Here is a 12,958-nt window from a genome sequence, read left to right on the forward strand (position 1 = left end):
CCCTCACCCCAACCCTCTCCCCGCAAGAGCGGGGCGAGGGAGAACCATTCAACCACTCGCCTCGCTGTCGGGAAAGCGGTGCGGCAAGGTCAGCCGCACCTGCGTTCCGCCGGCGCCGGATGTCAAATCCAGCCCGGCGCCGCAGCGGACGGCGCGGCTTTGCATATTGCGCAGGCCGCGTCCCGCTTTGGTGCCCTCGGCTGGCGCGTCGCCATCAGCGGCTAGCGCAAAACCCTTGCCGTCGTCCGCAATCGTGATGCAGCCCTGCTCAAGGCCGTTTACGTCGCCCAAGGTCCCGATGCTGACCGTGATGCGGCGCGCGCCGGCGTGCTTGACCGCATTGGTCAGCGCTTCGTCCAGCAGCCGCATGATCTGGATCACATGCCAGGGACGCAATTCCGGATGTACCGGCAGGCCCGGCGGCGTTATCAGCCAATCGAGCTCGATGTCGTGCGGGCGCAACTGCGCCATCGCGCGCTCGCGCCACGATCCCAGCGCCAGCATCAGGTCGCCGCCGATGTCATCCATGGAGTCGATGACAAGCCGCAGATCCTTCAGCGCCGCCCGCGCGGCATCGCCGATACCAGCGCTCGCATCATTGCCGCGTTCGCTGAGCGCCACGATGCTGACGAGCTGGCCTCCGAGGCCATCGTGCAGGTCGCGCATCAGCCGGGTGCGCTCGCGGGCCAATGCCGCGGCGCGCGCGCGTTCTTCCTCGCGGGCGAAACTGGCCTTCAATTTGTCTTCGGCCTCGCGGACCTGGGTGACGAGCCGGCCGGCAAAACTGTCGACCTGGTTGAGCGCGCGCGCGAACCGCCAGGTCAGCGCCGCGCCGATCGCCACCAGCATCGCCGAATAGGACAAGCGCGAGAAGAAGATGCGCCGGTCAGGGACGATCTGCAGCACGGAGAGCATGTCGTGAACCCAGCTGGTCAAAACGATGGTGACCGCGCAGCCCAGGAGGATGCTGGCGGCGTCCTGCCGCCGCAGCACCGCATTCCCCGATATCAGCGCCATCATCACGAGACAAAGCCCGACCGTCGGCGTGCCGATGAACAGATACAGCGACCGGACCGAGGCCTGGCCGCCGATCAGGCCGGCAACGACAAGGATCACGCTGGGTGCGAAGATGATGAGGCCCCAGCGCGGCCATTTGCGGCCAAAGAACAGAATGCCAAAGGCCAGAACAAGCCCGCTCTCGAGCGGCGCGGAAGCGATCGCGATGGAATTGAGCGTGGCGTAGCGGTGTTCGTCGAGCGGGGTCGACAGGAATGCCTGCAGGACGCCGACCGCCATCGCCGCCGCCAGCATGCCGTAAGCCGGTTCATGCCGTCGCATCACCCACATGATGGTCAGAATGACCGCGAGGATCGCCTGCCAGGCCGAAAACACCACCGGCAACGTGACGAACAGCAGCGCCCGCCGGTCGTAATAGGGACGAACGACATCGTCAGGTCCAACGTAGGGCGTGTCGAGAAACGCCGAGATCGGGCCCCACACCAGCACGCGAATGGTGAGTTCGTTCGAACCGCCATGCAGCAGCGCTGACGGAATCACGGCGATCTGCGGCGTGGAGCGGTCAGGCCGGTTGGCGACCGGATCGCGCCTGGTGTCCAGCACCACGACGCCGTTGACGGCGACTTCGGCGGCATTGGTGAAGCGCGGCAGGTAGATCGACCAGGCGCGCGGCGGTTGCTCGGCCGGAAATGTGAACCGGCCGGAATAGGTTGGCTGATCGTCGGCAGGCGACCGCGCGCTGGCGAAGTGCGGCGACGTGACGGACCGCTCGGTGTCGCCTTGCCTCAGCCTGAACTCGGTCACGGCATATTTTTCAGGCGGCGCGGGCAGCGGCTGTCGCAGGATGAAGCCGCAGGCGGCGGCGATCAGCACCTGCAGCAGCACATATTGCAACAGGCGGGAGCTCTGCAGCCGCCGCCGCACCTCGCCGGGAGGAGCCTCGATTGCGGCGTCCTCGCTCACAGCCGGATCAGGCCTTGCTGTACCGCCTCGAACACCGCCTCGCCCCGGGTGTGCACTTCGAGCTTGCGATAGATGCTCTTGATGTGCCCGGGCACGGTCTGCCGCGACAGGCCGAGATGGCCCGCGATCTCGGCGTAGCTGAAGCCCTTGGCGATGCCCCAGAGGATATCGATCTCGCGCGGGGTCAATTTGGCGGTGTTGAGCGGCGGGCCGGGCGGCGGCTCCGGATTGTTCTGGGTCCGGCGCACGATGAAACGCGCGATCGAGGCCGAGATCGGCGAATGCCCGGCCACGAGGTCGCGGACGGTGGCCGCGATGTCGGTCGGAAACGCGTCCTTGAGCAAATAGCCGGTGGCGCCGACGGTGATCGCCGAGATCACGCTCTCCTCGTCACCGAGGATCGAGATCACCATGATTTCGGTGTCGGGAAAGCGCTGGCGCGTCTCGCGGATCAGATCGATGCCGTGCCCGTCAGGCAATTGCAGATCGGTCAGCAGCACCTTCGGCGCACCGTGCGCCAGGCCGGCCTTGGCCTCGGCCAGCGTCGCCGCCGCGCGCACCTGATAGCCGGCCCTGGTCAGCGCATCCTGCAGCCGCCACAACGTCGGCGCGTCGTCTTCGACCAGCAAAACGGAAATGGCCTGCGAAAGCGGTTCATCGCTCAACGGCGTCATGGAATTGGCTCCGGCCGCCTGTCCCCGCGCGGCCCTGCGCGAGTTTAACCGTTCGACGGCGTTTTGGGACAGCCATGTTTATGGGGGAGGTTTGACGGAAGGGAAAGCCTGCGCCGCGACGCCGACACCTCGGTAGAGATGTCGACGGCTGCGGCCATACGTCCATCCCCGGTCCAACTCATTGTTTGACGGCCTGTAAAACCTGAGATTGTATGAGGGCCGCGCGGTCAATGGAATTGCGTTGTCGGGACCCGTATCTGACACGCTGGCTTTCGGAGGAAGAACAATGTCCGCAAAACCCGCAATGTCAAATATTTCCCTGGCGCTCCTCATTGCGTCGGCAATGCTTGTCGCATTTACCGTTCGCGAATCCTTCGCCGCGGATGCTCCTGTGATTACCAGGCTCAAGGTGGCCGGCAAGTTCACAGCGCCGAACTCAGAGGACGACAAGAAGCCCCGCGGAATTAGCGGCATGACATGCCTTGGCAAGCCGGCGGACGCCAGCCGCGAATGTCTCATCATCAATGACGAAGAGCGCTTCGGCGAGATCGTGACCCTGACCAACGAGGGCGTTGCCACCACCGGCAAGACAATCAAGTTCGTAGAGAAAGGCGAGGCGGGCAAGGACGTGCTTGGTGAGGCGCAGGATCCGAACTGCAAGGACAAGGGCGTCGTGGCGAAGCCGAGCAAATTCGACGAGCTTGATGGGGAGGGCGTCGCTACTGTCGGCGATGCGATCTACGTCGCGAGTTCGCACTCCTGCACCGGTGGCGGCAAGTACAAGCCGTCGAGCTTCCTGCTGGTGCGTTTCAAGGCGAACAACGCCACCAGCTTCAAAGGCGAGTCGGAGCCGGTTCTCGAACGGAGCTGGCGGCTGGCAGATGTCTTGCTCGGCAGCGAGGTCAAGGAGGTCAGGGAAGCTTACGGCAAGCCGAAAGGTGAAGGCATCAATATCGAAGGCATCGCCGTGACCGGGGGCCGGCTGTATGCCGGACTGCGTACGCCGACCGCTTCGACCGAGGCGTTCATCGTGAGTGCGCCCGTCGAGGATCTGTTTGCGACCGGCCATGAGCGTCTGAAGGCCGGGATCAAAACTTTTAGGGTGGAGCTCGGTGCGAATACCGGGATTCGCGATCTCGCCGCGCTGGGCAACGATCGGCTGTTGGTGCTTGCGGGTCCAACGGGAAACCAGGCCGGCGTGGAATACAAGCTGTGGCTATTGGACAAGCCCGTTGATGGAGCCAAGAAGAGCCTGCTCGCAACGATTACGACAACCACGATAGGCGGGGATGGCGAAGCCGGCAAAGCGGAAACTGTTGTCGTCCTTGAGGAGACCCCGGACCGGCTGAAGGTGCTCGTGCTTTACGACAATCTCGATGAGGGCGAGCCGACCCAGTACGATATCCGGCTGGGGCCGAAATAACGCGGCAGGGCGTTTGGTGCGGCATGCGACGGGCGGTCACGACTGCTTCTGATTTACAGAAATAATGTCGAGCCCCAAAATAAAAAATAATTCGCTTTTACAGCAGGCCAAATCAGGTGCATATATTTGCCCATCCCGTCCTACTCAGAAGGGCGTCGGCCGTCGTCACGGACGTTGGGCGGGTTGCGGTGGACGCTGGTTTACGCCTCGACGACGGCGTGGATAAGCGTACGGCAAAACCGTGTGGTCCTGGCGCCCGTTGCTGGCGTCAAGCCGTCGGCTAAGCGTGAGCTGAACCGGCGGTGACGGAGTCAACCAAGAACTCGTCTCCGGGGAGATCACGGCATAAGCCGTAAAGCCATTGCGCAGGGAAGGCCGGGTGTTCTCCGCTGCCCTGTATGCTCGTGTGCAACTTGTTTTGTGCAAACCGCACACGAGACCGCGGGTGCAGCGCGCACCCGGTCTTCCTTGCGCCCTCTTATTTTGGGGGCAGGAATTTCTGGCATAGCTCGGGCGTATCAGGCCGCGAGAATGCGAAACTGCATCTACTCGTCATTGCGAGCGCAGCGAAGCAATCCATCTATCCCCGCGTTGAGGTATGGATTGCTTCGCTTCGCTCGCAATGACGGAGGTAGACCGCGGCGTACTGGATATCTCGCATGCGCGGGGTATGACGGCCGCCTGGTGTGGAAGCCGACACTAGGAAAATCCTCCATCTCCTGCTCTTATTAAGCCCACACAAACCGCTCCGAAAGGTCCCCCGATGACGAAGCGACGCGAACATGATCTCCTGGGCGACCGCGACGTTCCGGCGGAGGCCTATTACGGCGTCCACACCTTGCGGGCGGTGGAGAATTTTCCGATCAGCGGCACCCCGATCTCGATCTATCCGGATCTCATTGCGGCCCTGGCCTCGATCAAGATCGCCGCGGCGAAGAGCAACCGCGAACTGGGACTGCTCGATGCCAAACTGGCCGACGCCATCGTCGCCGCCGCGGAGGAAGTGCGATCGGGTGAATTGCACGACCAGTTCGTGGTCGATGTTATTCAGGGCGGCGCCGGCACCTCCACCAACATGAATGCCAATGAGGTGATCGCGAACCGCGCTTTGGAGCTGCTCGGCCGGTCCAAGGGCGATTACAAATTCCTGCACCCCAACGAGCACGTCAACATGAGCCAGAGCACCAACGACGTCTATCCGACGGCGCTCAAGCTCGCGGCTTACGGCGGCATCATGCGGCTGGTCGAAGCGATGGCGGTGCTGCGCGAGGCGTTCGAGCGCAAATCCGACGAGTTCAGGGACATCATCAAGATGGGCCGCACCCAGTTGCAGGACGCCGTGCCGATGACGCTGGGTCAGGAGTTTTCCACCTATGCCGTCATGCTGGGGGAAGACGAGCAGCGGCTCAGGGAAGCCGTGCTGCTGGTGTGCGAAATCAATATGGGCGCGACCGCGATCGGCACCGGCATCAATTCGCACCCGGACTATGCCGGTCTGGTGTGCCGGCATCTGCGCTCCGTCACTGGCATTCCGGTGGTGACCGCCTCGAACCTGGTCGAGGCGACGCAGGACTGCGGCAGCTTCGTGCAGCTTTCCGGCGTGCTCAAGCGCGTCGCCGTCAAGCTGTCGAAGACCTGCAACGATTTGCGGCTGCTGTCGTCAGGACCGCGCGTCGGGCTGAACGAGATCAACCTGCCGCCGATGCAGGCGGGCTCCAGCATCATGCCGGGCAAGGTCAATCCGGTGATACCCGAGGTCGTCAACCAGATCGCCTTCGAGGTGATCGGCAACGACATTACGGTGAGTTTTGCGGCCGAGGCCGGTCAGTTGCAGCTCAATGCGTTCGAGCCGATCATCGCGCACAGCCTGTTCAAGAGCGTCAACCATCTGCGCGCCGGCTGCCTGACGCTGGCCGAGAAATGCGTCAACGGCATCACCGCCAACGCTGCGCACCTGCGCCGCGGCGTCGAAAACTCGATCGGCATCGTCACCGCGCTGAATCCCTATATCGGCTATGCCAACGCCACCGAGATCGCGCAGCAGGCGCTGGTCACGGGCGAAAGCGTCTACGATCTGGTGCTGGCCAGGAAACTTCTCACGCCGGAACAGCTCGACCAGATCCTGCAGCCGGAAGTGTTGACCCGGCCACGCGCGATTACGGTGACGTTGGTACAGGGCAAGGCGGAGGTAGGGACCGCAGGACCCAGTCAGATCGACTGATGGCGTATGCCCATGTCGATTCGATCATGATTGCTTGAGGCGTTGGGACCGTTCGCAGGCGTGATCCGCGCTGGCGACGCGTTGTGCTGTTCATCATTGCTTGTGTGCGGCGCGGAAAGCGTCCGTACTTCCACGGAAAAGTCGCCCGATCAGGCCATTTCAACCTGTTCCGCGAATAATTTGTGAACCACATGGGGCGAATTCACTTGGCCTTTAACGCCGAACTCGTTCCATCGGCGCACAAAAGGCGAAGGCAACGTCTTGCAAGGTGAATTCCGTGGCAATAGCGGAAGCGGGCAAACCGGCGTGGAAGTCGCTCTGGTCGCGCGAACCCGACGAGACGGGTGACGCTTCCGGCTGGGCATGGACGCAGTCGCATCACCGGATGACCATTTCGGTCATTCTGCTGGCGCTGAGCTTCTCCGCGGTGTGCGGCTGGGTGCTGCTGGAGGCGCGGCGGGCGACCGAAGCGCGTGCCACCGAGGTCGCCACCAGCCTCGCCAACTCGCTCAAGGCCGATATCGCCCGCAACGTGGACCTGCTCAATCTCTCGCTCGAGGGGTTGATGAGCAATTTGAAGCTGCCCGGTCTCGATCGTCTCAGTCCGGAAATGCGCCAGCTGGTGCTGTTCGACTATTCCGCCACCGCGCGTCATCCGACATCGATGTTCGTCATCGATGACACCGGACGGATCACCCACGATTCCAAGAATCTGATCCCGCCGGGACACAACATGTCCGACCGGGATTATTTCCAGTTTCACAGAGACAATGAATTTGCCGGCCTGTACATCAGTCGTCCGATCGCATCCCGTGTCACGGGCCTCTCGCTGGTGGCGTTCAGCCGGCGGCTGTCGCATCCCGACGGCACCTTTGCCGGCGTCGTGCTCACGGCCATGCTGCAGGACCATTTCCAGGCGATGTTCAAGGATGCTTCGCTCGGCCCCAATGGCACGGTGACACTGGCGCGCACCGACGGCATCGTGCTGATGCGCTGGCCGTTCCGCCAGGATTTCATCGGCAACAGCATCAAGCGCGCCGAACTGTTCACGCACTTCCCGAAGGCTCCCAGCGGCCACTATGAATCGAGGGCGGTATCCGACGGCATCAAACGGCTGTTCGTCTATACCCAGGTCGGCAATTTGCCGTTGATCGTCGTGGTCGGCCAATCGCTCGACGATGTCCTTGCGGCGTGGTGGCGGCAGGCGGTCGCGATCGGCGTCTTGATGGCCGTGCTGTGCGCGGTGACGGTGATGCTGGCCGCCTTCCTGCATCGCGAATTCGCGCGCCGCAGCGCCGCGGAAAAGAAGCTCACCATTCTGGCCACGATCGACGGGCTCACCGGTCTTGCCAACCGCCGGCATTTCAACCGCGCGCTGGCCTATGAATGGCGCCGCGCGATGCGCAGCCGGACGCCGGTCGCACTGCTGATGATCGATGCCGACCATTTCAAGGTCTACAACGACGCGCATGGCCATCAGGCCGGCGACAGATTGCTGCAGGACATCGCCGCGTCGATCGCGGCGAATGTGAAGCGCCCTTCGGATATGGGGGCGCGCTATGGCGGCGACGAATTCGCCGTTCTGCTGCCGGACACGTCGCTCGGCGATGCGGCAGCGCTGGCGGCGCGGATTCGCGAGGATCTGATCGTTCGTTGCGGCGCGGACGAGATTCAGCGCGGCCATGCGAAATTGAGCATCGGCGTCGCGTCGCTGGTGCCCGGCGCGGAAAGCAAGCATCGCGATCTCATCGCCGCCGCCGACAAGGCGCTCTATGAGGCCAAACGCCTTGGCCGCAATCGCACCGAATTGGCGGAAACCGAGGCGGGCTCGATCGTGCCCGATGCCGGCGCGTATTCCGGTGAAGGGAGCAGTGCTGCCCAGATAGCCGATCAAGCGCGATCTTCCGCGGTCGCCCGGATCTAGCGGTCAGCCGCCCACGGGCAATGCGGCGCTACAGCAGCCCGCGATAAATCCCCGGCTCCGAACCTTCGATGGCCACCGCGCCGACCGCCTTCGCATAAAACTCCGCCGGCCCCACGCCGCCGATGATGGCGTAGCCAAAGCCCTGTTGCCGCATGTCCTCGAGGCAGGCGAACAGCAGGGCCTTTCCGACCCCGCCTTGCCGGGCCTTCGGATCGACGCCGGTCGGACCGAAGAAGTTGGGACAGGTCGCATCATGGCAGGCGAAGCCGATGATGTTTTTGTCCCGGACCGCGATGAAGCAGGAGACCGGCTGGCGGCTGAACGCGACATCGGTTTCGCTGGCCCATGCCTCGCTGAAATTCTGCCGCACCCAGCCTGTGACCTTGTGCTTTTCGGGGGCCAACGCACGGCGCATGACGATTCCGGCGTTGAGCAATCGGTCATACGCAGGCCGGGAATCCGGCAGCGCATAGAGTTTGACGAGCATGTCCATCGGGTGGCCCTGGTGATTCTGACCGAGGTGGCAGTCCTGACAGACGCTACGAGGGGATCGCTTCGCTTCGCAAGAGGCTATGCCGGGCACGCTTCGTCCGCGGCGGCGTGGCTGCGCCACGCGAAGCCGCAGGCGAAGCGTGGTGCCCTGGCCGGCTCCACATTGCAAGTGCAATTCATTGAAATAAATGGGTTATGTTTTAAACGTATGCGCCCATACCAGCAACGCTACCAACAATATGGAATCCCGATGACACAATAAGGCCACTCTCCCAGGTACTGGGCCCTCTCAAGACTGAAACAGGGGTTCGATTCCCCTAGGGAGCGCCAGAGATCTCCAACCCATTGAAATATCGATAAACACGATATATCAGGCGCTTATTGACTGCCGTTGCTACACAAACGTGCTACGGCAGGGCGCTTCATGGCAGTGCGGATGACTCACCTCGTATGGCGGAAGGGCTGGGCCTACTTTCGCTTCAAACTACCTGATGATCTGGCTGGTAAACCTATCCCCAATGCTTGGCCAGATGACCTGAAAACGCTCGTCAACAGTGCGCGTCGCACGTTCAAGATTGAGATTTGGAAATCGCTTGAACTCACCAAGAAGGACGAACAGCGAGCAAAGCGCGCCGTAGCAGCCAAGATCGCAGAAACCACCAGCCTGATTGACGAAGCACGTCTGCTCTTGGCGCGTGGCCCGGTCGCCGCGATCGGTGACGAGGACATTGCCGCCATCGTAGCCCGCGTTCATGCTGATCGCCTCGCCCATGACGAACAGTTGCGGTTACAAGGGATTGGCCTTCGCCTTCCTCGTGCAGCCGATGTTCTTCGCATCCCGTCAGTGGATCAGCCGATCGCGCCCGAACCCGAGGAGCCCGGTCTCACGGAGGATGATTTAGGTCTGCTGCGGTTCGGCGCCGAGAAGGTCCACAAGGAGATGCAGGAGGCCGCGGTGCGGATGAGGCCCCCGGCTGCTGTCAAACAGCGGGTTGCGGAGGAGCTTGCGAAGCGCGGCGCGGAACCGACCCCCGAAGAGCGACGGAAGATCGAAATCGAAGTTCTCAAGGCCGAGCTGCGTGCCTGGAGTGACATTCGGGCGCGACTGGACGGCGAGATCATTCCGACGCGAGCCAACCGCGCCAGCCGGAGCGCAAGACCCGACGCTCAAACAGGCGTTCGCCCTTTGGAAGGATGGCGGTGGAGTTCGTGGCGGCAAACTCCCGAGCGCAAATACGGCCGGCGAAGCCGAGGTTGCTGTGAGGCGGTTTGCGGAGCTGCACGGCAATCTGCGGGTGTCCTCGATCAAACGGGCGCAGGTTCGATCGTTTCGTGATGCCATGATCAAGCTGCCGAAGCACCTGCCTCATGCCCTTCAGAAGCTGCCGCTGCCGCGCCTGCTTGAACAACTGCCCGAAGGGCTGGAGAAGCGTTCTGCGAGAACAGTCAACAAATCTCTACGCCTGCTATCCGCGATCACCAATGCGGTCGCGAACGAGTACGATTTCGCCGAACGACCCGGCGGCTGGCGCAACCCATTTCACAAGATCGCAATCACGGTTGAAGATGGGGAAGATGACAGGCTTCCCTTCAACGTCGCAGACCTCAAAATCATCTTCGGGTCGCCCGTATATGCAGAAGGGAAGCGGCCGAAAGGAGGTAGAGGTGAGGCGGCCGCCTGGTTCCCTCTGATCTCGCTGTATGCTGGGGCGCGGCTTGAAGAGATAGCGCAGCTCTACGTGCGCGACTTGCAGCAAGTGCCGAACGAGAATGTATGGTTCTTCAATATCACAGACGTGGGCAACGATCAGCGCCTCAAGGTGGCTGCAAAGAATCGGCGAGAGGTGCCGGTTCACGCTGAACTTGTTCACCTGGGGCTAATCGAGTGGCGTTTGAAGCGGGAAGCCGAGGGCGGTCTCCACGCCCCACTGTTCCCTTTTTTCGAGCCCAATCGGGCGAAGAAGCGGTCGGGAGCGTGGTCGAAGTGGTTCAGTCGCTACTTGCGAAACGAATGCGGCATCGTGGACCCATTAAAGGTGTTCCATTCATTTCGGCATACCTTCAAGGACGCTTGCCGGAACTCGGATGTGCCTGAGGATCACCACGATCAGCTCACGTCACACGCCTCGCGAGGGCGAAACGCCGGGCGCGGCTATGGAGTCGGGCTTTCATTGGACACTCTGAACAGGTCAATACAAAGGGTTCGTTACCGTGGCCTTGACCTGTCCTATCTCCACCATGCAACCAAAAATCCAAGCCGCGGAGTAGCAATTTAAGATTGTCTATCCTCGCAGCTCTTGTCACACTACGCTTCGCGGGGGCTGATTTGCCGATTTCATCGGACTCTAGAGGATTGCCCCGTCTAAATGATGAACGGGGCCCTCCATCGTGAACCACCAAAATCTGTCTTCCTTCATCTGGTCCGTGGCTGATCTGCTGCGGGGCGATTATAAGCAGTCCGACTATGGCAAGGTCATCCTGCCCTTCACGGTGCTTCGGCGCCTGGATTGCGTTCTCGAACCGACCAAGGCGAAGGTGCTCGCCGAATATGCGGCCAAGAAGAAGGCCGGCCTGAACCCCGACCCATTCCTGCTCCGTTCCTCGGGCCAGAGCTTCTACAACACGTCCGATATGGACCTGCGCAAGCTGATGGGCGATCAGGACCACATCAGCCAGAACCTCTATGCCTGTGTGCAGGGGTTCTCGCCCGCGGTGCGCGACATCTTCGAGCGGTTCAGCTTCTCAGCCCAAATCGACAAGCTGGCAAAGAGCGGGCTGCTGTATCTCGTCACGGAGAAGTTCACGGGCATCGACCTGCATCCCGAGGCCGTCGACAACCATGAGATGGGGCTGGCGTTCGAGGAGTTGATCCGCAAGTTCGCGGAATTGTCGAATGAAACGGCCGGTGAGCATTTCACGCCGCGCGAAGTCATCCGCCTGATGGTGAACCTGCTGTTCGTCGAGGATGACGACGTTCTGTCCAAGCCGGGTGTGGTGCGAACGATATATGACCCTACGGCGGGCACGGGCGGAATGCTGTCAGTGGCGGGCGAACACCTCGCGGCGCTGAACCCGCAGGCGCGGCTTACGATGTTCGGGCAGGAACTGAACGACGAGAGCTACGCGATCTGCAAGGCGGACATGCTGATCAAAGGACAGGATGTCGCCAACATCGTTGCGGGTAACACCTTGTCGGAAGACGGTCACGCTCACGCGAAGTTCGATTACATGCTGTCCAACCCTCCGTTCGGCGTCGAGTGGAAGAAGGTAGAAAAGGAGGTTCGCAAGGAGCACGAGAGCCAAGGGTTCAATGGTCGCTTCGGGCCAGGCCTGCCCCGCGTCTCGGATGGCTCGCTGTTGTTCCTTCTGCATCTCCTCTCCAAGATGCGCCCGGCGCAGGATGGCGGTAGCCGCTTCGGCATTGTGCTCAATGGCTCGCCGCTGTTCACCGGCGGCGCGGGGTCAGGCGAGAGCGAAATCCGCCGCTATCTGCTGGAGAATGATCTGGTCGAAGCCATCATCGGGCTGCCGACCGACATGTTTTACAATACGGGTATTTCGACCTACGTCTGGATTGTCTCAAATCGCAAACCGTCGCTGCGAAAGGGAAAGGTGCAACTGATCGATGCCTCCACGTTCTGGCAGAGGATGCGCAAGAGCCTGGGCTCAAAGCGTAAGGAGATGAGTGAGGCCCATATCGCAGATGTAACGACGCTGTTCGGCTCCTTCGCCGAGGCGCAGCTCGCCACGGTCTTCGACGCCGAGGGCAAGGAGATCGCGAGGCAGCCGCTGCAGGAGGGCGGTAAACCACCGGTCGCTCCTGAGGGCGGCAAGGTAAAGCTCGCTCCGCTGTCCCGCATCCTCTCGAACGAGGCCTTCGGCTACCGCACCATCACGGTGGAGCGGCCGCTGCGCGATGCGAGGGGCAAAGCTATTCTCGGAAGCAAAGGCAAGGCCAAGAGCAAACCGCAAGCCGACGCCTCGTTGCGCGATACCGAAAACGTGCCGATCTCAGAAAACATCGATAGCTACTTCCGGCGCGAGGTGCTGCCCCACGCGCCCGACGCATGGATCGATGAGGAGAGGACCAAGACTGGATATGAAATCCCGTTTACCCGGGTTTTTTATGTGTTCGAGCCGCCGCGACCGCTGACGGAGATCGATGCTGACCTTGCGCAGGTCACGGGCCTCATCAAGGCTATGATTGAAGGGCTGGCGGCATGAGCTTTCCCCAATACGACAGC

The 12,958-nt window shown here is 61.9% G+C and carries 9 protein-coding genes and 1 tRNA gene; 7 read left to right on the top strand and 3 right to left on the bottom strand.

The genetic code is table 11. The annotated features are described in order from the left end of the window. Positions 1-48: 48 nt before the first annotated feature. The gene (locus tag JQ575_RS27670; RefSeq protein ID WP_212036358.1) at positions 49-1,980 is read right to left on the bottom strand and encodes an ATP-binding protein; all 1,932 of its coding nucleotides are present in this window, start codon (positions 1,978-1,980) and stop codon (positions 49-51) included. Then, on the bottom strand, positions 1,977-2,654 hold the full coding sequence (locus JQ575_RS27675) for a response regulator transcription factor (protein WP_212036360.1): 678 nt from the start codon (positions 2,652-2,654) through the stop codon (positions 1,977-1,979). The genes JQ575_RS27670 and JQ575_RS27675 overlap by 4 nt, the downstream gene beginning before the upstream one ends. 304 nt (positions 2,655-2,958) lie before the next feature. Between JQ575_RS27675 and JQ575_RS27680 the strand changes: the two genes are divergently transcribed. From JQ575_RS27680 to JQ575_RS27690, 3 genes are all read left to right on the top strand, one after another. Then, positions 2,959-4,077: a DUF6929 family protein gene (locus tag JQ575_RS27680; RefSeq protein WP_212036362.1), complete on the top strand. Its 1,119-nt coding sequence runs from the start codon at positions 2,959-2,961 to the stop codon at positions 4,075-4,077. Positions 4,078-4,840: 763 nt separating this feature from the next. Further along, positions 4,841-6,298, top strand: a complete 1,458-nt coding sequence (aspA, locus tag JQ575_RS27685; RefSeq protein WP_212036364.1) for an aspartate ammonia-lyase — start codon at positions 4,841-4,843, stop codon at positions 6,296-6,298. 277 nt (positions 6,299-6,575) lie between these two features. Next, positions 6,576-8,222: a sensor domain-containing diguanylate cyclase gene (locus JQ575_RS27690; RefSeq protein ID WP_212036366.1), complete on the top strand. Its 1,647-nt coding sequence runs from the start codon at positions 6,576-6,578 to the stop codon at positions 8,220-8,222. Positions 8,223-8,250: 28 nt separating this feature from the next. Here JQ575_RS27690 and JQ575_RS27695 read toward each other — a convergent pair whose 3' ends face one another. After that, a complete protein-coding gene (locus JQ575_RS27695) occupies positions 8,251-8,715 on the bottom strand; it encodes a GNAT family N-acetyltransferase (protein ID WP_212036368.1) in 465 nt (154 codons plus the stop codon). Positions 8,716-8,975: 260 nt separating this feature from the next. On the opposite strand from JQ575_RS27695, the gene JQ575_RS27700 reads away from it, so the two are divergent. The 4 genes from JQ575_RS27700 to JQ575_RS27715 all read left to right on the top strand — a co-directional run bounded on the left by JQ575_RS27700 (position 8,976) and on the right by JQ575_RS27715 (position 12,938). Then, positions 8,976-9,044, top strand: a tRNA-OTHER gene (locus JQ575_RS27700). A gap of 94 nt (positions 9,045-9,138) precedes the next feature. Continuing rightward, positions 9,139-10,050 carry a hypothetical protein gene (locus tag JQ575_RS27705; protein WP_212036370.1) on the top strand — a complete coding sequence of 304 codons (912 nt, stop codon included), beginning with the start codon at positions 9,139-9,141 and terminating at the stop codon, positions 10,048-10,050. A gap of 4 nt (positions 10,051-10,054) precedes the next feature. Then, on the top strand, positions 10,055-10,990 hold the full coding sequence (locus JQ575_RS27710; RefSeq protein ID WP_212036372.1) for a site-specific integrase: 936 nt from the start codon (positions 10,055-10,057) through the stop codon (positions 10,988-10,990). 112 nt (positions 10,991-11,102) lie between these two features. Then, the gene (locus JQ575_RS27715; protein WP_212036374.1) at positions 11,103-12,938 is read left to right on the top strand and encodes a class I SAM-dependent DNA methyltransferase; all 1,836 of its coding nucleotides are present in this window, start codon (positions 11,103-11,105) and stop codon (positions 12,936-12,938) included. Positions 12,939-12,958 lie beyond the last annotated feature (20 nt).

Origin of the sequence: Bradyrhizobium sp. JYMT SZCCT0428, from assembly GCF_018131075.1 — a bacterium.
In the GTDB taxonomy this organism is placed as follows: domain Bacteria; phylum Pseudomonadota; class Alphaproteobacteria; order Rhizobiales; family Xanthobacteraceae; genus Bradyrhizobium.

Coding starts and splice junctions, on each gene's coding strand:
- JQ575_RS27675 (WP_212036360.1), bottom strand. CDS start 2,654: ATGACGCCGTTGAGCGATGAACCGCTTTCGCAGGCCATTTCCGTTTTG.
- JQ575_RS27680 (WP_212036362.1), top strand. CDS start 2,959: ATGTCAAATATTTCCCTGGCGCTCCTCATTGCGTCGGCAATGCTTGTC.
- aspA (WP_212036364.1), top strand. CDS start 4,841: ATGACGAAGCGACGCGAACATGATCTCCTGGGCGACCGCGACGTTCCG.
- JQ575_RS27695 (WP_212036368.1), bottom strand. CDS start 8,715: ATGGACATGCTCGTCAAACTCTATGCGCTGCCGGATTCCCGGCCTGCG.
- JQ575_RS27705 (WP_212036370.1), top strand. CDS start 9,139: ATGGCAGTGCGGATGACTCACCTCGTATGGCGGAAGGGCTGGGCCTAC.
- JQ575_RS27710 (WP_212036372.1), top strand. CDS start 10,055: ATGATCAAGCTGCCGAAGCACCTGCCTCATGCCCTTCAGAAGCTGCCG.